Origin of the sequence: Bradyrhizobium sp. A11 (genome assembly GCF_042077125.1) — a bacterium.
Classification (GTDB): Bacteria; Pseudomonadota; Alphaproteobacteria; order Rhizobiales; family Xanthobacteraceae; genus Bradyrhizobium; species Bradyrhizobium japonicum_B.
Map to the genome: position 1 here is coordinate 1,389,428 of NZ_CP149509.1, position 19,943 is coordinate 1,409,370.

A 19,943-nucleotide genomic window follows, 5' to 3' on the forward strand; every position below is an offset into this window, starting at 1 on the left:
CCCGTCAATTGCTCGGGGGCGCTGCGACCGCTTCAGTGCCCGCGGCTTGAGGGCCTGCCGCTTGAAGATCTGCCGCCTGAAGGCCTGTCGCTTGAAGGTCTGCCGCTTGAAGGTTTGCGACCTGCGTTCGCGGCGTGAACAGATAACCGCCGGAGCGCACCGTCTTGATGAGCGTGGGATCGGCCGGGTTGGGCTCGATCTTGCGGCGGATGCGGCTGACCAGCACGTCGATGGAGCGCTCGAACGAGCCGGTGTTGCGCCCCTGCGTGAGGTCGAGCAGGCTGTCGCGCGACAGCACGCGGCCCGGCCGTTCGCAGAACGTGCGCAAGAGATCGAATTCGGCGCTGGTCACCGCGACGCGCGCACCTGCCGGATTGCGCAACTCGCGCAGCCGCAGATCGATGTGCCAGCCCTCGAAGGCGAGCGTGGAGGCGCCTTCGATCGAGCTTGCCGCTTGCGCCGCGGCCTGGCGGCGCAGCACCGCGTTGATGCGAGCGAGCAGCTCGCGCGGGTTGAAGGGCTTTGGCAGATAGTCGTCCGCGCCCATCTCGAGGCCGACGATGCGGTCGACATCCTCGCCGCGCGCGGTCAGCATGATGATCGGCGTCTGCCCCTCGGCGCGCACCTTGCGGCACAGGCTGAGGCCGTCCTCGCCGGGCAGCATGACGTCGAGAATGATGAGGTCGACGCGGTGATCGGCCATGGCGCGCGACATCTCGCGCCCATCGCCCACGGCGGTGACGTTGCAGGCGTTGTTGCGCAGGTACTTCGCAATCAACGTCCGGGTTTCGCGGTCGTCCTCGACAACGAGGATGTTCGGATTGGGAATGGCCATACGCCTTGTTTGTCCAAGATTCGGGCCAAATGGCGGGGATTTTTGTTTCGGATTGTTTCTGTCTGGCTTGCCGCAACAGGCCGCAATCGCGTCGTCGCGCAGCGGCAAGGTCTCGTTAAGGCCGTTAACCATACCGTGGCGTGGTCCGCGGCGAAACCCGCAAGATCCACGGAGCCATCATGACCTCGATTTCGGCCGCCTCCGCCGGCAACTACCAGTCGCCGCTGCAGCGGCTGCAGCAGGAATTGCAATCGGAAGTGTCCGCCGGCACGATCTCGTCGGCGGATCAGTCCGCGCTCTCGACGGCGCTGACCGACATCGACACGGCACTCCAGCAGAGCCGGTCGAGCGAGGAGGCGAGCGGCACGCGTCCCTCCAAGGAGGACATGCAGTCGAAAATCGACGACCTCATCTCGAACGAGGTGTCCAACGGGACGCTGACCGCGGACCAAGCCGAGGCGCTCAAGGGCGTGTTTCAATCCGCCTTCGCGATCGGTGCGGGCGGCCCCGGCGGCGCAGGCGGACCTCCCCCCGGTCCGCCGCCGGACGACAGCTCCTCGGATTCGTCGTCGACAACGGACACGACCGGCAGCAGCTCCAGCGACGAGACCGTTGCCGAGATCCTCCAGCTGTTCCTCCAGGCGCTGCAGCAATCGCAATCGTCGACTTCGTCCTACGGCGCCAACGGCAGCTCATCCACCAGCACCGATTTCTCCGCGCTTCTGATCGACTACAAGAGCTGACCCCGAGCGACGCGGTCGGCGCGGCTCCTCGCCGCGATCGTGCTTCCACCCAGGGCGCATGATCGCCGGCGGGGAACCGTGCGTCGCAATATGTTCCTAGGTGACGCAGGAACAGTGCGCATGCGCGCATCGCGACGAAATTGCGGCGCGCACGGAACTGCGTGTGGTCAGCGCTGTTTTCTCCTTACGAGTTTCGTTGAAGGAGAGGACAACATGATGAAGTCGATCGTCGCCGGTCTTGCCGGCACCGCACTGCTCACGACCGTTGCGTTCGCGCAAGCACCGACCGCCACCACCGACAAGGCGGCGCCGTCCGCCACCACGACTACGTCCACGGCCACGACCGCCTCGACCACGGCGTCCGGCCAGTGGCGTACGTCCAAGATGGACGGCCTGAAGGTCTATAACGAAGCCAACGAGAACATCGGCACCATCAACGACCTGCTGATGGACAAGAACGGCGACATCAAGATCGCCGTGATCGGCGTCGGCGGCTTCCTCGGCCTGGGCGAGCATCTGGTTGCCGTGCCCTACGAGAAGCTGAAGTTCGTCAACGAGGCCGTGGCCTATACCGGCACCGGCACGAACCCGGGCGCCAAGCCCGCGGCGACGACGACCACCGGCGCCGCCACCGGCACCGACAACAAGCCTGCTGCGACCACGACGTCGTCCGCGTCGAAGTGGTATCCGGACCATGCCGTGTTCAACGCCAGCAAGGACGAGCTGAAGAACATGCCGGAGTTCAAGTATTCGGAGTAATGCGACTCTGAGCGAGTAGACGAGGCGCGCCCGGTCTTCACCGGGCGCGCTGTCGTGCGTTGCTAGCCGCGCCCGGAAGGGAAAGAGAACGCTTCCGCTCAGCCGCCGGCCTTGAGTCGCTCGTTGCGGCGGCGCAGGGCTTCCATGGTGGCGAGGAGGATGACCGACACACTGGTCAGGATCAATGCCGCGGCCGTGATGGTCGGGCTGATGTTCTCGCGGATGCCGCTGAACATCTCGCGCGGCAGGGTGCGCTGCTCGGGCCCCGCCATGAACAGCACGATCACCACTTCGTCGAAGCTGGTCGCGAAGGCGAACAGCGCGCCCGAGGCGAGCCCGGGCAGGATCAGCGGCAGGATCACGCGGCGGAACGCTTGAAGCGGCGAGGCGCCGAGCGAGGCGGCGGCGCGCGCCAGATTGGTGTCGAAGCTCTGCAGCGTCGCGCCGACCGTGATCACCACGAAGGGCGTCGCCAGCGCGGTGTGGGCCAGGATCAAGCCGAGATAGCTGCCGGTCAGTCCGATCGGCGCGAAGAAGAAGTACAGGCCGACCGCGGTGATGACGCCGGGCACGACGACCGGCGACAGCACGAAGGCCAGCACGAGCGGCTTGAACCGGCTCTTCCACTGCGCCAGCCCCAGCGCGGCCAGCGTGCCAAGCACCATCGACAATGCGGTCGAGGCGACGCCGATGATGACGCTGTTCTTCAACGCATTCATCCAGCGCGGCGAGGTGATGAAGTCCTCGTACCAGCGCAAGGACAGCCCGGGCAGCGGATAGGTGAGGTACGAGCCCGAGCTGAAGGACAGCGGCATGATCGCGAGGATGGGCGCGATCAGGAAGACGAACACCAGCGTGGAGACGACGATGGTCGCGGTCCACGCGATGCGCTGGCTGGGCGTGCGCAGGGCGGAATTGTCGCTCAATTCTTCATGCCTCCCGTGACCTGCTGGCCCTGCACCAGCTTGCCGTAGACGAGCGCCAGCAGAATGGTGGCGAGCAGCAGCACCGCGCCGAGCGCCGAAGCCAGGCCCCAATTGGCGGTGTCGGTGGTGTAGAGCGCGATGAAATAGCTGATCATCTGGTCGGCGGCGCCGCCGACGAGCGCCGGCGTGATGTAATAGCCGAGCGCCAGGATGAAAACGAGCAGGCTTCCCGCGGCGATACCGGGGAGGGTCTGAGGCAGGTAGATGCGCAGGAAGGCGGTGACCGGCGGCGCGCCGAGCGAGGCGGCGGCGCGCAAGTAGGCCGGCGAAATCGCCTTCATGCTGCTGTACAGCGGCAGGATCATGAACGGCAGCAGGACGTGGGTCATGGCCACGCAGACGCCGAAGCGGTTGTAGATCAGGCGCAACGGCTCGTCGATGATGCCGAGCCAGTGCAGGCTGTCGTTGACAACGCCTTTGCTCTGCAGCAGCACGATCCAGGCGCAGGTGCGGACCAGAAGCGAGGTCCAGAACGGCAGCAGCACGAAGATCATCAACAGGTTCGACTTTCCGGGCGGCAGCGTCGCCAGGAGGTAAGCGACCGGGAAGCCGAGGATCAGACAGAGGGCGGTGACGCTGAGGCTGATGACGAAGGTGCGGACGAACAGGCTGCGGTAGATGGCCTGGTCAGGCGGGGCCGCAACGATCGCGCCGTCCACGTTCCGCACGAGGTCGAGCGCCGCCAGAAGGTAGAAGCCCGTGATGGGGCCGCTGGCGTCCTTGATCGTCGTCCAGGTGGCGCGTTCGCGCCAGGCCGGATTGATCTTGCCCAGCGTCTCCTTGGCGGTGCCGGGCTCGGGCGCGGTCTTCAGATTGCGGGCGGTGCTGGTCAGGATGGTGCGAAAACCGTTCAGCGCGTAGTTCAACCGCTTCGCCGCGATGGCGATGGTGCCGGCGGCGCGCGCGGCCAGCACGTCGCTAGCCAGCGCTGAATAGGCTTTCTCGTCCGGCAGATCCTTGCCGTCCCAATCGGCGAGAGCAGCGATGGTTTGGGGCAGAACCTGACGCACCTCCCTGTCGTCGACCGCGCGCCACAACATGCCGGCGATGGGCCCGGCGAAGGTGAAGAGCAGGAAGACGAGAAGCGGAGCGACCAGCGCCAATGCCTTGAGCTGACGTGCCCGCTCCGCACGCCTCAATCGGCGCTTGAGCGGCACCTCGGTCGACGCATCGGCGCCGGTCAGGGACGCTGCTGTCATGGAGAGGGCCCGTCGGAATGGCCTGAGCAAGCGCCTCGTCCTTCGAGACGACCGCTTCGCGATCTCCTCAGGATGAGGCTCATCGACATCTCTGCTTGCAAAGTTGCTGCCACAGACTCAGATCTCATCCTGAGGGCCCGCCGCAGGCGGGCGTCTCGAAGGATGCGTCACGGGCGAGTTGCCCGTCACGCATCCCTTACCTCTTCGGAAGGCGCTATTTCGCGGCCCATTTGTTGAAGCGCTCGGTCAGGCGGTCGATGTTCTCGAGCCAGAAGGCGACGTTGATCTCGACCGCGTTCTTGATGTTGTCAGGCGCCGTCGGCAGGTCCTTCAGGACGGCAGGCGAGAGCTTGCCGGCCGCGTCCTTGTTCGAGGTGCCGTAGGCGATGTTCTCCGACAGTTTCGCCTGGTTCTCCGCCTTGCCGACGAAGTCGAGGAACTTGTAGGCGGCGTCCTTGTTCGGGCTGCCCTTGAGGATGACCCAGCTGTCGAGCGTGAACAGCGCGCCGTCCCACACCATGCCGAAGTTCTTTTTCTCGTTCTTGTTCGCGGTGTCGATGCGGCCGTTGTAGACCGAGGTCATCGCCACCTCGCCGGAGGCGAGCAGTTGCGGCGGCTGGGCGCCGGCCTTCCACCAGACGATGTCGCCCTTGATGCTGTCGAGCTTCTTGAAGGCGCGCTCGACGCCCTCGTCGGTCGCCAGCACCTTGTAGACGTCTTTCGGTGCGACGCCGTCGGCCATCAGCGCGATTTCCAGCGTGGTCTTCGGGCCCTGACGCAGGGCGCGCTTACCCGGAATCTTCTTGGTGTCGAAGAAGTCGGCCCAGCCCTTCGGGGCTTCCTTCAGCTTGTCCTTGTCGTAGCCGAGCACGAAGTCGTAGAGGATGGCGCCGACGCCGCACGGATTGACCGATGGCGGAATGTAGGCGGCCTCGCCGCCGATCTTGGTATAGTCCAGCTTCTCGAACAGACCTTCCTCGCAGCCGACCGCAAGCTCGTCGCTCTCGACCTGGACGACGTCCCAGGTGGCGGCGCCGCCCTGCACCTTGGCGCGCAGCACGCCGACGCCGCCGTCCCAGGACTCGTCGTTCATGGCAATTCCAGCGGCCTTCTTGAACGGCTCGAAATAGACCTTCTTCTGGGCCTCCTGATAGGCGCCGCCCCACGACACGACGGTGAGGTCCCGCGCCTGGGCGACCGTCGCCAGCGCAGCGCTGGCACCGAGCGCGGCGGCGAAACCCAGAGCAATCCTGCCAATCTTGCGCTTCAACATGGTCCTGGTTCCTTCTTGGTGCGAGTTGCGTTGAGGTTGAGCATTTCAGGTCCGCCTGCGTTGGATCAGACCGGATCGAGGGCGAGGCAATCCTCCGGGCGGAAGGTGATGAAGACGCTTTCGCCGTGTCTCAGGCTGCCATGTGCGCCCGGCTGAAGCTTGACCATGAATTCGGCGTTGCCGGCGACGTCGAGCACGGCCAGCGCGTGGTCGCCGAGATAGATGGTGTTCTGCACCTTCGCCGGCAGGCGGTTCGGTCCGTCGCCGGAGCTGCCGTCCGCGATGATGGTGATCCGCTCCGGCCGTACCGAGAGCGAGGTGGAGGCGCCCGCGCCCGAGACGTTGACCGCCCGGGCGGTGACGGCGCCGCCACCAGTCAGCGCGACGCGGCAATAGTCCCTGTCGACCGTCTCGACGGTGCCGGCCAGCACGTTGTTCTCGCCGATGAAATGGGCGACGAAGCTGTTGACCGGATGCTCGTACAGCGCGTCGGGCTTGTCGATCTGCTGCACGACGCCGTCGTTGAACACGGCGATGCGGTCGGACATGGTGAGCGCTTCGCTCTGATCGTGGGTGACGTAGACGATCGTGATGCCCATCGTCTCGTGCAGCTGCTTGATCTCAAGCTGCATCTGCTCGCGCAGGCGCTTGTCGAGGGCGCCGAGCGGCTCGTCCATCAGCACGAGCTGCGGGTTGAAGACCAGCGCGCGCGCCAGCGCCACGCGCTGCTGCTGGCCGCCGGACAGCTGGCCGGGCCGCCGGTGCGCCAGGTTTTCCATCTTGATCATGCGCAGCGCCGCAGCCACGCGCTCCTGCACGTCCGCCTTGCTCGTCTTGCGAACGGAGAGCGGAAAGGCGATATTCTCGGCGATCGTCAGGTGCGGAAACAGAGCATAGTTCTGGAACACCATGCCGATGTCGCGCTTGTGCGGCGGCATGTTCTTGATCGGCCGGTCCGCGAGATAGATGTCGCCATGGGTCGGCACCTCGAAGCCAGCCAGCATCATCAGCGTGGTCGTCTTGCCCGAGCCCGACGGGCCGAGCAGGGTGATGAACTCGCCCTTCCTGATGTCGAGATCGAGGTTCTTCACCACGAGGTGCTCGCCATCATAGGTCTTCTGAATGCCGGAAAAGCGCACCAATGCCGGCGGGGGCGTGACCGTGCCGGCTTCCATGTTGACCTCGGCTTGCCGCTACAATGCTCGTCAGCACCTCGTTCGAGGTGGCCAGGGGCAGCTTAGCATCCTCAAATGAGAATGCCAGCGGGGCGGCCGATGAAGAAGCGTACGAGTACAGGCTATCGGACACGACTCGCGGCGGTAGCATGCGCGCACGCCTCGTCCTTCGAGACGCCCGCTTCGCGGGCTCCTCAGGATGAGGCTAGGCGGCATTGGATGCACGTTGAAACGGCTGTCGCACATTCCAGCCTCATCCTGAGGGCCCGCCGGAGGCGGGCGTCTCGAAGGATGGCCGCGGGGACAGATCTCGATGCGATGGCCTTTCTGACAGTGAAAGCGCTACATCCCCGACAGCTTGCTCACATACACGTTCAGCGAGCCGCCGGCTTCCGCGACCACGCGCAAGGTCTTGGAATCGAAGGCGATGTCGGCCAGCGTCAGGCTGTCGATCCTGGCCTCGACCTTGAGGCCGTCCTCGCTCTTCTGGTAATCGGCGATTGCGGCGGCAATCTTCTCGCGGGCGTTGGCGGCGATCGGCTTCAGGTCGAGCGTCGCCTTCTGCAGCAGCGCCTGCTGCATCTGCGGCACCACGGCGCGCGCCGCGGCGCCCAGCAGGCCGAAGGCCGCCTCGGATTCCACCGCGAGCTGGATGTCGGTGAGCCGCAGCGTCTGTTGCGCCTGGTCGAGCACAGGCCGCCCCCAGATGTGCACTGTCGCCTCGGCGCCGAGGCCGAGCCAGCTCTTCTTCTCCTTGGCGCGCACCAGCAGCGAGATCAGCAGCCGGTCGCCCGACGGGATCACGTTGGCGCTCTTCACGGTGACGTCGACCGGGCCGGAGCCGTCCTCGGGATAGGTGCGGCCGACCATCTGCGCGGCGATCAGCTTGTTGATCTCGGTGAACGGCACGTCGATCGGCACGCCGATGTTCACGCCGGTGCCGGTCGGCGGCACGATCGAGATCTTGTCGGGGAACGGACAGTTCGGCTTGGTCGGCGTCGAGGTGACGCGCGTCTCCGCTTCCAGGCCGAGCAGCAGCGTCACGGCCTGCGCGTCGACGCGCGGCTGCGCGGCGATGGCGCGGATCGGTTTCATCTCCAGCCAGAGCGGCGGCAGCGCGGCCGAGGCGCCCGAGCCCTGCAGCGGGATCGAGCGGCACGCCTTGGCCCATTGCAGCTTCGCGTTCTCGCGCAGGCTCGGATCGTTGCGGATCCGCTCGGAGACGATGTTGATCTGCTCGCCGACATTCTTGTCGATCAGCGGCTTCACCTGCGCCGGCACGTTGACCTTGGCGCCGGAGACATTGAGGTTGGTGTCGCCGAGATTGACCTGGGCGCCGAGATTGGGCTCGAGATGCCAATTGGCCCCAAGCTTCGGGCGCGAGGTGACGACCACGTTACCCTTGATCTCCGCGCTGGCGTTCAGATTCTTGATGTTGACGGCACCGATCCGTTTCGCTGCGTCACCGCCGAGCACGCTGCCGAGCGCGTCGCCGAGCGCGCCGGTGGCCTTCGCCGACAGCGAGCCCGTCACGTTCAGCTTGCCGGAGAGCGGCGTCGAGATCGTCAGCACGTCCTTGTCGCCGCTAGCTGCCATCGACCCGCGCACGGCCGACCAGCCGATGTCGGCGTTCTCCAGGATCTGCGAGATCGGGTTGTCGGCTTTCCCCGAGAAATTGCGCGGCGCGGCCTTCTCGGCCTGCTCGCGGATCGCCGAGAGCGCGATGGCGACCGGCGCGATCACGATCGAGCTCTTCGCGGCCGGCGGCAGCGGCGGCAATTGCGCGACCGGCGGCGCCGAATTCGTCGCGCGCGGCGCCAGCCAATCCATCGCCTTCAAGCTGATGAAGAAGGACGCCGCAAGCACGGCGACGCCGATCAGGATCGTCTTCAGATTCAACGTCAGTCGCATTAATCCCCCAAGCCGCCCCGGCGGGGATTTTACAGGGCGGGCGAGCAGGGCGCTAGAGCGCACCGGTGGGGTGGAATTGCGGCGAACAGGTTAACGGATGCGCCCCGCATTTGCCGGGCATTCAGCCGCGCCGGGGACGGCGGACCGCTCTCACATTGCCATTGGCGCCGCCGCCGCAAAAGAAGCGGTCACCGCCATCGGATTCCAGCCCGGACACGCCCGTCCCGGCGGGCAGGTCGAGCTGCTCGAGCACCTTGCCGGTCGCGGGATCGATCCGCCTGATGTCGCTCTCCTCGTTCTCCCAGGTGCCGTGCCAGAGCTCGCCGTCGACCCAGGTCACCCCGGTCACGAAGCGCTTGCTCTCGATGGTGCGGAGAACCTTGCCGCTCTCCGGATCGACCTGATGGATCTTGCGCTCGCGATATTCCCCGACCCACAGCGAGCCTTCGGCCCAGGCGAGGCCTGAATCGCCGCCGCCACCCGGCGCCGGAATGGTGCTGAGCACCTTGCCCGAGGCCGCATCGATCTTCTGGATGCGATCCTCGGCGATCTGGAACAGGTGCCTTCCGTCGAATGCCGTTCCCGCATGTGCGGCGACATCGATGGAGCGCGCGACCTTGCCGCTGTCGGGATCGACCGCATTCAATTTGTCGCCGGAGGCGAACCAGACATGGCTGCCGTCATAGGTGACGCCATGCACGGCCTCGACGCCCTCAAACGGCCCGTACTCCCTGACGATCTCGGCGGCTGAACGCTTCATCTGCTTGCTCCCTGTGATGTGGCCTCAACGTTACGTCTTCAGGAGCGGCGTGGGGAGTAACAAGCCTGTCGGGAAACCCGGGACGGGCGGCGTCATCCAGCGCCGGGCGCGCCCGTGCCCGAAACATTGCACCTTGTTCGAGCGCGCCAGCTCGTCGAGGGCCCGCTGCACCGTGCGCGGGCTCGTTCCCAGCGCCAGCGCGAGCGCCGAGCTCGACCAGGGCTCGCCGTCGGAGAGGAGAGCGAGAACATTGGCGTGCTTCTCGTCGACCGGCCGCGCCAGCACGAGGATGTCGCGCGTCCTGCGCGGCGCCAGCGCAAATCCTTGCTTCGTCGCGTGCACGTCGGCGAGCGGGTTGAGCTTGGTGCGGAGCCGACCGATCTCGACGCGCAACCGCGCGCGATGCGATTCATCGAGATGCCTGGCGCGAAACGCGCCCGCGATCAGCGTCTGACGCGATACGTCCGCGGGCCACGCCTGCGCCAGGATGCGGACGAGGGCAAACAGCACCGGCCGGGTGCCGAGCGGCACGACGGTGCCTCGCCTGCGCACCGAATGATGGAACGTGTCCACGACGAGCGCCTCGGATGTCGCGAGCTGTTCGACCTCCGCAAGCAGCAATGGCCGCTCCTCGCCGCGCGTGATCAGGCGCGCCGCCGGCGTATCGAGCACGCGGCTCGCGGCTTCGACTTCGGCGGCGAGCGCGGGGATGCCGGCCTGCCGTGCGGCGCGGGCCGCCCGCGCCAGCGCCGCGCGCGCATCCTCCGATCGGAGCCGCCGTATGGCGATGCCGGCGAGCACCAGCTCGCGAACGACTTGTGAGGCAGGCGGGAGCGGGAAGCGGCCGGGATCGGCGAGCGTACGCTCCGCCTCCTCGATATGTCCGAGCAGGAGAAGACGCCGCGCGGCGATGTGGCGGGCATGCGCCGCGTTGGCGAGATCGCCGTGCTTTTCGAGGGTCGTGCGCGCGGCGGCGAGTGTCCTGTCCGGCCAGCTCAGGTCGCGCGAGACCAGCGCGATCTCGGCTTCGGCCACCACGCATCTTGCCCGCGCCACCGCCTCGCGCGGACCGAAGGCGCGCGCAGCATTTCGCAGCAGCGACTTGGCCTTGGCGAGGTCGCCGAGCTGCGCCATCGCGATGCCGCGCAGCGCCAGCGACGGCGCGTCGTTGCGCAGCGCGACGCGGTTCAGGGCGCCGAGCGGATCGCCCGCCTCGAGCGCGCGCGCGGCGGCCGTGATCAGCGACTCCATTCAAATCCCGCCACACTTGTTACTCCCACCGCGCAACCGCGCGGTGCCAGAAATCGTTGTCGACCGACCATGTGCGGTACGGGGCGGAATGGACTTGAGCGAGAGATTTGGAGAGTCATGATGACATTAGCCCAAAACGAACCGAATAACGGACAGTCCGTCATGCAGACACCTCCGGTGGTGTCGCCGCAGGACTGGGAGGCCGCCCGTCAGCAACTGCTCGTGAAGGAGAAGGCGCATACCCGTGCCCGTGACGCTCTGGCCGCCGAGCGCCGGCGCATGCCGTGGATGGAAGTTTCCAAAACCTATGCGTTCGAGGGGCCCGGCGGCAAGCTCAGTCTCGTCGACCTGTTCCAGGGCCGGCGGCAGCTGATCGTCTACCGCGCGTTCTTCGAGCCCGGCGTGTTCGGCTGGCCCGATCACGCCTGCCGCGGCTGCTCCATGGTGGCCGACCAGGTCGCCCACGTCGCGCATTTGAACGCCCGCGACACCACGCTCGTGTTCGCCTCGCGCGCGCCGCAAGCCGATATCATCAGGCTGAAGCAACGGATGGGCTGGACCATGCCGTGGGTCACCATCGCCGACAGCTTCGACTCCGATTTCGGCGTCGACGAATGGCACGGCACGAACGTGTTCTACCGCGACGGGACGCGCATCTTCCGCACCTATTTCGTCAAGAGCCGCGGCGACGAGCAGATGGGCGGCACCTGGAACTACCTCGACATCACGCCGCTCGGCCGCCAGGAGGTCTGGGAGGACTCGCCGAAGGGCTATCCGCAGACGCCGACCTACAAATGGTGGAACTGGCACGACAGCTACACGGAGGGCGCAGCGCCCGACAAGAAGTGGGTCGAGATCTCAGACGCCGGCGAGAAGGCGTTCCGCCGGGAGGCGGCGGAAGGCCGTGACTAGCCCCGTCGGCGCAATGGCCGGCGCCGGCGGCAATGGCGTAGTGGCGGCGCGCCACCTTGCCAGGTGGCTGTCGCTGGCAGCGACACCCACCTTCGCGATCATGGCCGTGCTGACGGCCATGGTCGGGGATGGGCCGGCCGACACGCTGTGCGCCGCCGGGCAGGGGGCGCTGCTCGGCGGCATGGTGCCGATGTATCTCCTGATGAGCGCGTTTCATTCGGCGGCGTGGCTGCGGTTGCTCGCGGAGCGGCGGGGTAGGTAACGGATATCTCGTGCCCGCCTCGTCCTTCGAGACGCGCGCAAGGGCGCGCTCCTCAGGATGAGGCTAACTGGCATTTGGCGAGTGGCGCAAGTACTGGAGCGGCTGCGAGCCACACACTCAGTCCTCATCCTGAGGGCCCGCCGATAGGCGGGCGTCTCGAAGGATGCGCCGCGGTCACCGGGGCCAGGCCGAGAGAGTCACTGCGAAGCCGCCTGCAGATACGCAACGACCTTCGCCGCTTCCTCCGCCGAGATGCCGCCATAGGGCTGCATCTTGTTGCCCGACACCACCTCGTCCGGCTTGACCATGAAGCGCGTCAGCTTGTCCTGGTCCCAGACGATGCCGGCTTCCTTCATCGATGACGAGTAATTGTAGTCCGGCAGCGCGCCGGCCTTGCGTCCGACGATCTTGTTGAGGTTGGGGCCGAGGCGGTTGTCGCCTTCCTTCATGGAATGGCAGGTGCGGCAGGAATTGTTGAAGGCCTGCTTGCCTGCCTCATCGACCGCAGGCTGCTGCGCGAGCGAGGCGGGCGCGGACACGAGCAACGCCAGCGTGGCGGCGCCAGCGATCGCGTGCAGCCACGGATAGGGCGAGGATTGCAGGCGTGATTGCATTTGCGCCTCCATCGGGGACCGCGCCGCGGCAGGCGCGCGTCAACATGTCGAGGGCAAACAAAAGCGGCCCCGGCAGGTTCCGGGGCCGTTTGCGTCACGATGTCCTGCCGGTTCAGCGCGTCGCGGTTCCGAGTTCCGCGCGGCGCTCCGTCATCGGCAGCACCACGACCTTGGTGCCGACGTTGACGCGGGAGTAGAGGTCGGTGACGTCTTCGTTGGTCATGCGGATGCAGCCCGACGAGACGCGCTTGCCGATGGTCTCGGGGGCGTTGGTGCCGTGGATGCGGTAGATGGTGCCGCCGAGATACATGGCGCGCGCGCCGAGCGGATTGCCGGGGCCGCCGGCCATGTGGCGAGGCAGATAGGGCTGGCGGGCAATCATCTCCGGCGGCGGCGTCCAGGCCGGCCATTCGGCCTTGCGGGTCACCGACTGGATGCCGGACCAGGTGAAGCCGTCGCGGCCGACGCCGATGCCGTAGCGGAGCGCCTGGCCGTTGCCGAGCACGTAATAGAGATAGGTGTTGGGCGTATCGATGATGATGGTGCCCGGCGCTTCACGCGTCGCGTAAGCGACGGTCTGGCGGCGGAAGCGGGCCGGCATCTCCACGGCGTCCTGGTCCTCGGACGGCTCGGTCTGGTAGGTCGGCGCCTGATAGGGCTGGTAGGGCTGGAACGGCTGCGGCGCGACCATCGGCGGCAACGGCTGGAAGAACGGGAAGATCTGCACCGGCGCCGCCTTGGCTGCGCCTGCGAATGCGATCGCGGAAGCCGCGACTGCGCCAAAAGCAACGGCGCGCGAAAACGTCTTGAACGTGTCCAGATTGAACATGTGATCGCCCCTGTTGGCTCGGTGGTCTCGGCCACCGCGGCACCGCTGCGGTGCTCTGTTGCCTGGATCACTAACGGCAAAACGTTTCGGGACATTTGCGCGGAAAACCGAAAACGGTTTCACCGCGGCAAGAATTGTTTCATGACAGTTTCGTGGCCGCAGGCGTCCGTTAACGCACAAAACGACGGGCCGACACTTCTATGACGTCACACGCCTGAAATATCCTTCGTTGATGGTCGGAAACCGAGAATCATCAAACTCTCGGGATTTTCCCATGCGGGTATTAATCGCGACGGACGCCTGGCATCCGCAGGTCAACGGCGTGGTCCGGACGCTGACCTCGCTGGCGAATGCGGCCAAGGCGCTGGACGTCGAGATCGGCTTCCTGACCCCGGACGGCTTTCCGTCCTGGCCGCTGCCGACCTATCCGGGCCTGCGCTTTGCGTTGCCGGGCAGCAAGGAGATCGCGCGGCGGATCGAGACCGCGGCGCCGGACGCGCTGCACATCGCGACCGAAGGCCCGATCGGCTGGGCGGCGCGGGCCTATTGCCGCCGCAACCGGCTCGCCTTCACCACCTCCTACACGACGCGCTTTCCTGAATACGTCGCGGTGCGGACCGGCATCCCCGCAAGTGTCGGCTATGCCGTGCTGCGTCATTTCCACGATGCCGCCGCGATGACCATGGTGGCGACGCCGTCGCTGCGGCAGGAGCTGGCCGAGCGTGGCTTTAAGCGGCTCGGCTTCTGGACCCGCGGCGTCGACACCGAGCTGTTTCATCCCGGCGCGCCGGCGAGGCTCGACCTGCCGCGTCCGATCTTCATGACGATGGGGCGCGTGGCGGTGGAGAAGAATCTCGAAGCGTTCCTCGCGCTCGACCTGCCCGGCACCAAGGTCGTCGTCGGCGACGGCCCGCAGAAGGCAGCGCTGGAGAGGAAATATCCCGCTGCCGTCTTCCTCGGCGGGAAGAAGGGCGCGGATCTCACCGCGCACCTCGCCGCGGCCGACGTGTTCGTCTTTCCGAGTCTGACCGACACGTTCGGCGTGGTGCAGCTGGAGGCGCTCGCCTGCGGCACGCCGGTGGCGGCGTTTCCGGTGACGGGCCCGAAGGACGTCATCGCCGATCATCCGATCGGCGCGATCGATCACGATCTGCGCACCGCATGCCTGCGCGCGCTCGCCATGTCGCGCGAGACCTGCCGAAACTTCGCGCTGGAGCGCTCCTGGGAGAACAGCGCGCGCCAGTTCGTCGGCAACCTGACCTCACTCCAACCCAGCCGCGCCTTGCGCGCCTCGCCCCGCATGGCGCGGCGGCCGGTGCGCGGTTGAACTTTCCTTAGACCCACAGCGAGAACCTCATCGATGGCCAAGATCATGAACCTTGACGGCACCCAGCAGCTCGACCTCACCCGCGGCACGGTCGAGCAGGCCTATGACCGCTGGGCCCCGGTCTATGACCTCGTGTTCGGCGGCGTGTTCGCCAAGGGCCGTCAGGCCGCGATCGCGGCCACCAACAAGATCGGCGGCCGCGTGCTCGAGGTCGGCGTCGGCACCGGCATCTCGCTGCCGATGTACGCGCCGCATTTGCGCATCTTCGGCACCGACATTTCGGAGGCGATGCTCGACAAGGCGCGCCAGCGCGTCGCCGAGCGCAAGCTGAAGAATGTCGAGGGCCTCGCTGTGATGGACGCCGAGAAGCTCGAATTCCCGGACAATTCCTTCGACGTGGTGATGGCTCAATATGTCGTCACCGCGGTGCCGAATCCGGAGAAAGCCCTGGACGAGTTCGCCCGCGTGCTGCGTCCGGGCGGCGAGCTGATCGTCCTCACCCGCGTCAGCGCAGATGCCGGCATGCGCCGCTTCATCGAGCAGAAGCTGCAGCCGGTGGTGCGTCCGCTCGGCTTCCGCACTGCCGAGTTCGCCTGGTCGCGTTATACGAAATGGCTGGCCGGCGCCCACGGTATAGAGCTCGCCGAACGCCGCCTGATTCCGCCACTCGGTCATTTCTCGCTGGTGCGCTTCCGCAAGGTCGATGTCGCCAAGGCCGCGTGACCTCGAGTGCAGGCGTCGTGCGTCATCGCGCCGCCGCATGCCATCACATGACAAGATGATGTTGTCACACGGCGTACATCGAATCCCTTTAACCCCGTAGCCGAAAGCATTTGGGGAAGAGCATGATCAAGAATTATCTCGAGCAGCTGCGGATCCAGCGCTGGGACGACCATCGCTACTACCATCACAGCCGCATCAATCAGAGTCTGCACTTCATCAGCGCGCTGAGCTTCCTGTTCGCCTATGTCTGGCTGTTCGTCGATCCTGTCGTTTCCGCGCTGGTCGGCTGGCTGGTGTCGATGACCTCACGGCAGGCCGGACATTTCTTCTTCGAGCCGCATACCTACGACCACGTCAACCAGGCAACGCACGAGTACAAGGAAGAGATCAAGGTCGGCTACAACCTGCAGCGCAAGGTGGTGCTGATGGCGATCTGGGCGCTCTCGCCGCTGGTGCTGGTGGTGGATCCCACGTTGTTCGGCCTGTTCACGCCCTGGCAAAGCGCGACCGACTTCATGCGGCAGGTCGCCAAGATCTGGCTCGTGGTCGGCGGCGGCGGCCTGTTGTTCCGCACCGTGCACCTGTTCTTCATCCGCGATGTCGAGACCGGCCTGGTCTGGATGACCAAGATCCTGACCGATCCGTTCCACGATTTGATGCTCTACCACAAGGCGCCGCTGGCGCTGATGCGCGGCGAGCTGATGGATCCCGGCCTGCACCTCAACCCCGAGCACACGCTGGGTCTTGTCGGCGAGCCCGTGCTCGAAGAGCAGCATGCCTGAGCGCGCTGCTCGCACGACGCATTCCGATGTCTGATGGTTACGTCATGCCCGGGCTCGTCCCGGGCATCCACGTCTTGGGGGCTGCGAACGCGGTGCTTCCTTCACCTCTCCCCGCGTGCGGGGAGAGGTCGAATTTGCGCGGAGCGCAAATTCGGGTGAGGGGGGCTCTCCGCGGGGGTGCTGCCAGATGGTCGTGCGTCAACGCTCACCGCATGCGCGGAGAGTCCCCCTCACCCCGACCCTCTCCCCGCAAGCGGGGCGAGGGAGAAGGGCAAGCGGTGATCGGGGCCAAGTGTCAGAAAGCCTCAGCGCCGGAAACGCCTGGACAGCATCTCTTTCACAATCTGCCGCTTGATCTGCTTGTTGGTGAGCACGCCGTCGTGCCACCAGAAGCCGTCGGCCTTCATCTTTCTGGCCGCGCGGACGAAGCGTTCGGCGACTTCGGCGAAATCGGCGTCGGTGTAGTTGAGGCTGAAAATCAGCCGACCGGTGCCGACCCAGCTCAGCGCCAGACCTTCGGCGCGCAGGTAATATTGCAGCATCCAGTTGTAGCGGGACGGGGTGGTGTATTTCACCGTCCAGATCGAGGAGAAATTGGCGAACCGCACCGGCAGGTCGGCGTCCTCCATCATCCCGTTGAGCTTCTGCACGCGGCCGTCCCAGGTTTCCTCCAGCCCGTCATAGATGGCGCGGAAGTTCGGGCTGGCGAGGCGGCTCAAGAACTCGTCCATCGCCGTCATGACATAGGGATGCGAGTTGAAGGTGCCGCGGGCGAAGCAGATGTCGGCGGGGCGGTCGTCGCGGAAGCGGCGCATCAGCTCGCGCTTGCCGCAGACGACGCCGACCGGCAGACCGCCGGCGAGGCTCTTGCCGTAGGTCACCATGTCGGCCTTGACGCCGAAATAGTCCTGGGCGCCGCCCGCGGCGAGACGGAAGCCGACGAATACCTCGTCGAAGATCAGCACGATGCCGCGCTCGGTGCAGACCTCGCGCAGCTTCTTCAGCCATTCGGTATAAGTGGCGCGATCGAAATGGCCGCCGCGCGACGAGTCGACCAGCGCGGAATCGCCGGGGGCGTTGGCGTTGGGGTGCAGGCCCTGCAGCGGATTGACCAGCACGCAGGCGATGTCCTTGCGTGTGCGCAGCACATGCAGCGTCTTCTCCGACATCTCGGCGAGGGTGTAGGTCTCGTGCGCAGGGATAGGGTTGCCGACGCCGGGCTGCACGTCGCCCCACCAGCCGTGATAGGCGCCGGCGAAGCGGACGAGATGCGTGCGCTTGGTATGATAGCGCGCCAGCCGCACCGCCTGCATCACGGCTTCGGTGCCGGACATGTGGAACGAGACCTCGTCGAGGCCCGATATCTGGCAGAGCCGCTGCACGTTCTCCAGGATGACGGGATGGTACGGGCCGAGCACCGGGCCGAGCGCATGCGCGCGCTTCTCGGCGCCCTCGATGCACTCCTTGTAGAAGTCGTTGCCGAAAATGTTGACGCCGTAGGACCCGGTGAGATCGTACGACGTGTTGCCGTCGACATCGGTGACGGTGACGCCGCTGGAGGATGCCACGAAGGTCGAGGTGCCCAGATGCTCGCGGACCAGGCGCGAGAACTGGAACGGCACGCGGTAGCTCTCGGTGAAATTCAGGTCGGAGATTTTCTCCGCCGCTTCCTTTGTCATCGCGCGCCCCTTCGGGTAGCGCTCGGCGTAGAGGGCGGCGAGACGGAAGAAGCCGTCCTTGCGCTGCGCGGCGATGTTCGCCGGCGCGCCGTCGCACGAAAAGTAGTCGTTCGCTCCGAACTCGTAGAACGGGAGCAGCTTGGCCACCCGTCGCGACATCTTGGAGTGTCCGGCGAGCGAGCGGTGCTTGGCGCGGGACAATTCGATCCGCGCCTTCAGCTTCGGGAGGACGGCGGCAGCGGACGCTGCGGCGGCCACGGACATCGAGAGAATCGGGAGTGTCGTTTCCATGACAACAAGCGCTAAACCTGCGAGCTGACAGATTCATGACAGTCAAAGCCCTCATCGCCTCTTTCACCCAGCAGGAAGATCTCAACTTCCTGTTGACCAACCGCATCCCGCGCGCCGCCCTGACCCGCTTCATGGGATGGTTCTCCAAGATCGAGAATCCCCTGGTTCGGGACTTCTCGATCGCGCTGTGGAAGCTGTTCTCCGACCTCGATCTGTCGGAGGCGCGCAAGACGCATTTCAAAAGTCTGCACGACTGCTTCACCCGCGAGCTCAAGCCGGGCCTGCGGCCCTTTGATCCAGACCCCGCCATCGTGACGAGCCCCTCGGACGGCATCGTCGGCGCTCACGGCAGGATCGCGGATACCGAGCTGTTCCAGGTCAAGGGTGCGCCGTATTCGCTGCTCGATCTCGTCGGCGATTCCGCGCTGGTCGATCAGCACCGCAACGGCTCGTTCGTCACGCTGCGGCTGACGTCGAGCATGTATCACCGCTTCCACGCGCCTTATGATGCGCATATCGAGGGCGTGACGCTGATCCACGGCGACGTCTGGAACGTCAACCCGATCGCCTTGAAGCGGGTCGAGCGGCTGTTCTGCAAGAACGAGCGCGCCGTGATCCGCACGCATCTTTCGACCGGCGAGGCCGTGACGCTGGTGCCGGTCGCCGCGATCCTGGTCGCGAGCATCCGGTTGCATTTCCTCGATCTGGTGCTGAACGCGCAGACCCGCGGTCCCGTCAATTTCCCCTGTGACGTCAACGTGGCCAAGGGCGAGGAGCTCGGCTGGTTCGAGCACGGCTCGACCATCATCATCCTGGCGCCCGGCGACTTCACCTTCTGCGATGGCATCGCCGAGGGCACGCGCATCCGAGCCGGCCAGGGGCTGCTCAGAAGAAAGTAGCCTTCAATCCGCCGTTCCGGGCGCCTATATCGTCGGTGGGGACGATTCGACGACGGATGTGGTGATGGCGCGGGCGCCGGTGATGGCGGCGGGTGGTATCGTGCTGCGGCGTGGTTCGACGCCGCTGATCGCGGTCGTGCGCCAGCGCAAGCGCAACGAATGGGTCTTGCCGAAGGGCAAGCTCGACGACGGCGAGACGCCGAAAGAAGCCGCGCATCGCGAGGTGCTGGAGGAAACCGGCCACGACGTCGCCGTGCACGAATTTCTCGGCACGCTCGCCTACCAATCCGGCGGACGCTCAAAGGTCGTGCATTTCTGGCGCATGGAGGCCGAGGGCGGGCCGGTCCGCAAGCTGATGAACGACGTCAAGGCGGTCGACTGGCTGACGCTGGACGACGCGATCGCGCGGCTGTCGCGCGAATACGAACGCGCGTTCCTGACCCAGACCGGCCCGATCGCACTTGCCGCAGCAGGGCTGGTGCCGGAGCCGGTGCAATCGGCCGATGACGTCGATTCAGCCTTGCAGACGCTGACGCAAGCCGAAGCCGCCTCCGCTGATGAGTTGCGTCACGGTCTGTTGCACAAGATGAAGGCCTGGCTGCGCGGCGAGGCGTGAGGTCCAGAGCACACTGCTTGCGGTCTGAAGACATCCGCGAGCGGATGGGCCTGTGAGAGCCTGAGCTCCTTCCACATCGTCATTGCGAGCGCAGCGAAGCAATCCAGAATCTTTCCG

The 19,943-nt window shown here is 66.0% G+C and carries 20 protein-coding genes; 9 read left to right on the forward strand and 11 right to left on the reverse strand.

Annotation, left to right across the window (positions count from 1 at the left end):
- Window positions 1-4 precede the first annotated feature (4 nt).
- Complete coding sequence (locus WI560_RS06450) at window positions 5-835, reverse strand: response regulator (RefSeq protein ID WP_375307324.1); 831 nt, start codon at window positions 833-835, stop codon at window positions 5-7.
- A 179-nt stretch (window positions 836-1,014) separates the two neighbouring features.
- Here WI560_RS06450 and WI560_RS06455 point away from each other — a divergent pair, with 179 nt between their 5' ends.
- Both WI560_RS06455 and WI560_RS06460 read left to right on the forward strand, forming a co-directional pair.
- The gene (locus WI560_RS06455; protein WP_375307325.1) at window positions 1,015-1,578 is read left to right on the forward strand and encodes a hypothetical protein; all 564 of its coding nucleotides are present in this window, start codon (window positions 1,015-1,017) and stop codon (window positions 1,576-1,578) included.
- Window positions 1,579-1,791: 213 nt separating this feature from the next.
- Window positions 1,792-2,337, forward strand: a complete 546-nt coding sequence (locus tag WI560_RS06460) for a PRC-barrel domain-containing protein (protein ID WP_375307326.1) — start codon at window positions 1,792-1,794, stop codon at window positions 2,335-2,337.
- A gap of 98 nt (window positions 2,338-2,435) precedes the next feature.
- On the opposite strand, the gene WI560_RS06465 is transcribed toward WI560_RS06460, so the two are convergent.
- The 7 genes from WI560_RS06465 to WI560_RS06495 all read right to left on the reverse strand — a co-directional run bounded on the left by WI560_RS06465 (window position 2,436) and on the right by WI560_RS06495 (window position 10,892).
- The gene (locus tag WI560_RS06465; RefSeq protein WP_375307327.1) at window positions 2,436-3,263 is read right to left on the reverse strand and encodes an ABC transporter permease; all 828 of its coding nucleotides are present in this window, start codon (window positions 3,261-3,263) and stop codon (window positions 2,436-2,438) included.
- The gene (locus WI560_RS06470; protein WP_375307328.1) at window positions 3,260-4,522 is read right to left on the reverse strand and encodes an ABC transporter permease; all 1,263 of its coding nucleotides are present in this window, start codon (window positions 4,520-4,522) and stop codon (window positions 3,260-3,262) included. The genes WI560_RS06465 and WI560_RS06470 overlap by 4 nt, the downstream gene beginning before the upstream one ends.
- A 214-nt stretch (window positions 4,523-4,736) precedes the next feature.
- The gene (locus WI560_RS06475; protein WP_375307329.1) at window positions 4,737-5,795 is read right to left on the reverse strand and encodes an ABC transporter substrate-binding protein; all 1,059 of its coding nucleotides are present in this window, start codon (window positions 5,793-5,795) and stop codon (window positions 4,737-4,739) included.
- A 65-nt stretch (window positions 5,796-5,860) separates the two neighbouring features.
- The gene (locus tag WI560_RS06480; RefSeq protein WP_375307330.1) at window positions 5,861-6,970 is read right to left on the reverse strand and encodes an ABC transporter ATP-binding protein; all 1,110 of its coding nucleotides are present in this window, start codon (window positions 6,968-6,970) and stop codon (window positions 5,861-5,863) included.
- A gap of 342 nt (window positions 6,971-7,312) precedes the next feature.
- Window positions 7,313-8,881, reverse strand: a complete 1,569-nt coding sequence (locus WI560_RS06485) for a DUF4403 family protein (protein ID WP_375307331.1) — start codon at window positions 8,879-8,881, stop codon at window positions 7,313-7,315.
- 121 nt (window positions 8,882-9,002) lie between these two features.
- Window positions 9,003-9,641, reverse strand: a complete 639-nt coding sequence (locus WI560_RS06490) for a glutaminyl-peptide cyclotransferase (RefSeq protein ID WP_375307332.1) — start codon at window positions 9,639-9,641, stop codon at window positions 9,003-9,005.
- A 30-nt stretch (window positions 9,642-9,671) separates the two neighbouring features.
- A complete protein-coding gene (locus WI560_RS06495) occupies window positions 9,672-10,892 on the reverse strand; it encodes a helix-turn-helix domain-containing protein (RefSeq protein WP_375307333.1) in 1,221 nt (406 codons plus the stop codon).
- Between the two features lie 120 nt (window positions 10,893-11,012).
- Between WI560_RS06495 and WI560_RS06500 the strand changes: the two genes are divergently transcribed.
- The gene (locus tag WI560_RS06500) at window positions 11,013-11,804 is read left to right on the forward strand and encodes a DUF899 domain-containing protein (RefSeq protein WP_375307334.1); all 792 of its coding nucleotides are present in this window, start codon (window positions 11,013-11,015) and stop codon (window positions 11,802-11,804) included.
- Complete coding sequence (locus tag WI560_RS06505; RefSeq protein ID WP_375307335.1) at window positions 11,797-12,066, forward strand: hypothetical protein; 270 nt, start codon at window positions 11,797-11,799, stop codon at window positions 12,064-12,066. The genes WI560_RS06500 and WI560_RS06505 overlap by 8 nt, the downstream gene beginning before the upstream one ends.
- A 197-nt stretch (window positions 12,067-12,263) precedes the next feature.
- On the opposite strand, the gene WI560_RS06510 is transcribed toward WI560_RS06505, so the two are convergent.
- Together WI560_RS06510 and WI560_RS06515 are read right to left on the reverse strand one after the other, a co-directional pair.
- A complete protein-coding gene (locus WI560_RS06510) occupies window positions 12,264-12,680 on the reverse strand; it encodes a c-type cytochrome (protein WP_375307336.1) in 417 nt (138 codons plus the stop codon).
- Between the two features lie 112 nt (window positions 12,681-12,792).
- Entirely contained in the window at window positions 12,793-13,509 is a 717-nt protein-coding gene (locus tag WI560_RS06515; RefSeq protein ID WP_375307337.1) for a L,D-transpeptidase, read from the reverse strand.
- A 274-nt stretch (window positions 13,510-13,783) separates the two neighbouring features.
- Here WI560_RS06515 and WI560_RS06520 point away from each other — a divergent pair, with 274 nt between their 5' ends.
- The 3 genes from WI560_RS06520 to WI560_RS06530 all read left to right on the forward strand — a co-directional run bounded on the left by WI560_RS06520 (window position 13,784) and on the right by WI560_RS06530 (window position 16,341).
- A complete protein-coding gene (locus WI560_RS06520) occupies window positions 13,784-14,836 on the forward strand; it encodes a glycosyltransferase family 4 protein (RefSeq protein ID WP_375307338.1) in 1,053 nt (350 codons plus the stop codon).
- A gap of 33 nt (window positions 14,837-14,869) precedes the next feature.
- A complete protein-coding gene (locus WI560_RS06525) occupies window positions 14,870-15,559 on the forward strand; it encodes a methyltransferase domain-containing protein (protein WP_375307339.1) in 690 nt (229 codons plus the stop codon).
- Window positions 15,560-15,681: 122 nt separating this feature from the next.
- On the forward strand, window positions 15,682-16,341 hold the full coding sequence (locus WI560_RS06530) for a hypothetical protein (protein ID WP_375307340.1): 660 nt from the start codon (window positions 15,682-15,684) through the stop codon (window positions 16,339-16,341).
- A gap of 305 nt (window positions 16,342-16,646) precedes the next feature.
- Here the strand turns inward: WI560_RS06530 and WI560_RS06535 are convergent, their stop codons facing one another.
- Window positions 16,647-18,311, reverse strand: a complete 1,665-nt coding sequence (locus WI560_RS06535; RefSeq protein WP_375307341.1) for an aminotransferase class III-fold pyridoxal phosphate-dependent enzyme — start codon at window positions 18,309-18,311, stop codon at window positions 16,647-16,649.
- A gap of 35 nt (window positions 18,312-18,346) precedes the next feature.
- On the opposite strand from WI560_RS06535, the gene asd reads away from it, so the two are divergent.
- The gene (asd, locus tag WI560_RS06540) at window positions 18,347-19,210 is read left to right on the forward strand and encodes an archaetidylserine decarboxylase (protein ID WP_375307342.1); all 864 of its coding nucleotides are present in this window, start codon (window positions 18,347-18,349) and stop codon (window positions 19,208-19,210) included.
- A gap of 64 nt (window positions 19,211-19,274) precedes the next feature.
- Window positions 19,275-19,826 carry an NUDIX hydrolase gene (locus tag WI560_RS06545; protein WP_375307343.1) on the forward strand — a complete coding sequence of 184 codons (552 nt, stop codon included), beginning with the start codon at window positions 19,275-19,277 and terminating at the stop codon, window positions 19,824-19,826.
- Window positions 19,827-19,943: the final 117 nt, after the last annotated feature.

What these genes read in the sequence shown, in the direction of transcription:
- WI560_RS06460 (WP_375307326.1), top strand. Translation starts at nt 1,792, where the DNA reads ATGATGAAGTCGATCGTCGCCGGTCTTGCCGGCACCGCACTGCTCACG.
- WI560_RS06535 (WP_375307341.1), bottom strand. Translation starts at nt 18,311, where the DNA reads ATGGAAACGACACTCCCGATTCTCTCGATGTCCGTGGCCGCCGCAGCG.
- WI560_RS06520 (WP_375307338.1), top strand. Translation starts at nt 13,784, where the DNA reads ATGCGGGTATTAATCGCGACGGACGCCTGGCATCCGCAGGTCAACGGC.
- WI560_RS06485 (WP_375307331.1), bottom strand. Translation starts at nt 8,881, where the DNA reads ATGCGACTGACGTTGAATCTGAAGACGATCCTGATCGGCGTCGCCGTG.
- WI560_RS06545 (WP_375307343.1), top strand. Translation starts at nt 19,275, where the DNA reads ATGGCGCGGGCGCCGGTGATGGCGGCGGGTGGTATCGTGCTGCGGCGT.
- WI560_RS06480 (WP_375307330.1), bottom strand. Translation starts at nt 6,970, where the DNA reads ATGGAAGCCGGCACGGTCACGCCCCCGCCGGCATTGGTGCGCTTTTCC.
- WI560_RS06495 (WP_375307333.1), bottom strand. Translation starts at nt 10,892, where the DNA reads ATGGAGTCGCTGATCACGGCCGCCGCGCGCGCGCTCGAGGCGGGCGAT.
- WI560_RS06500 (WP_375307334.1), top strand. Translation starts at nt 11,013, where the DNA reads ATGACATTAGCCCAAAACGAACCGAATAACGGACAGTCCGTCATGCAG.
- WI560_RS06475 (WP_375307329.1), bottom strand. Translation starts at nt 5,795, where the DNA reads ATGTTGAAGCGCAAGATTGGCAGGATTGCTCTGGGTTTCGCCGCCGCG.
- WI560_RS06450 (WP_375307324.1), bottom strand. Translation starts at nt 835, where the DNA reads ATGGCCATTCCCAATCCGAACATCCTCGTTGTCGAGGACGACCGCGAA.
- asd (WP_375307342.1), top strand. Translation starts at nt 18,347, where the DNA reads ATGACAGTCAAAGCCCTCATCGCCTCTTTCACCCAGCAGGAAGATCTC.
- WI560_RS06525 (WP_375307339.1), top strand. Translation starts at nt 14,870, where the DNA reads ATGGCCAAGATCATGAACCTTGACGGCACCCAGCAGCTCGACCTCACC.
- WI560_RS06470 (WP_375307328.1), bottom strand. Translation starts at nt 4,522, where the DNA reads ATGACAGCAGCGTCCCTGACCGGCGCCGATGCGTCGACCGAGGTGCCG.
- WI560_RS06455 (WP_375307325.1), top strand. Translation starts at nt 1,015, where the DNA reads ATGACCTCGATTTCGGCCGCCTCCGCCGGCAACTACCAGTCGCCGCTG.
- WI560_RS06515 (WP_375307337.1), bottom strand. Translation starts at nt 13,509, where the DNA reads ATGTTCAATCTGGACACGTTCAAGACGTTTTCGCGCGCCGTTGCTTTT.
- WI560_RS06510 (WP_375307336.1), bottom strand. Translation starts at nt 12,680, where the DNA reads ATGCAATCACGCCTGCAATCCTCGCCCTATCCGTGGCTGCACGCGATC.
- WI560_RS06490 (WP_375307332.1), bottom strand. Translation starts at nt 9,641, where the DNA reads ATGAAGCGTTCAGCCGCCGAGATCGTCAGGGAGTACGGGCCGTTTGAG.
- WI560_RS06530 (WP_375307340.1), top strand. Translation starts at nt 15,682, where the DNA reads ATGATCAAGAATTATCTCGAGCAGCTGCGGATCCAGCGCTGGGACGAC.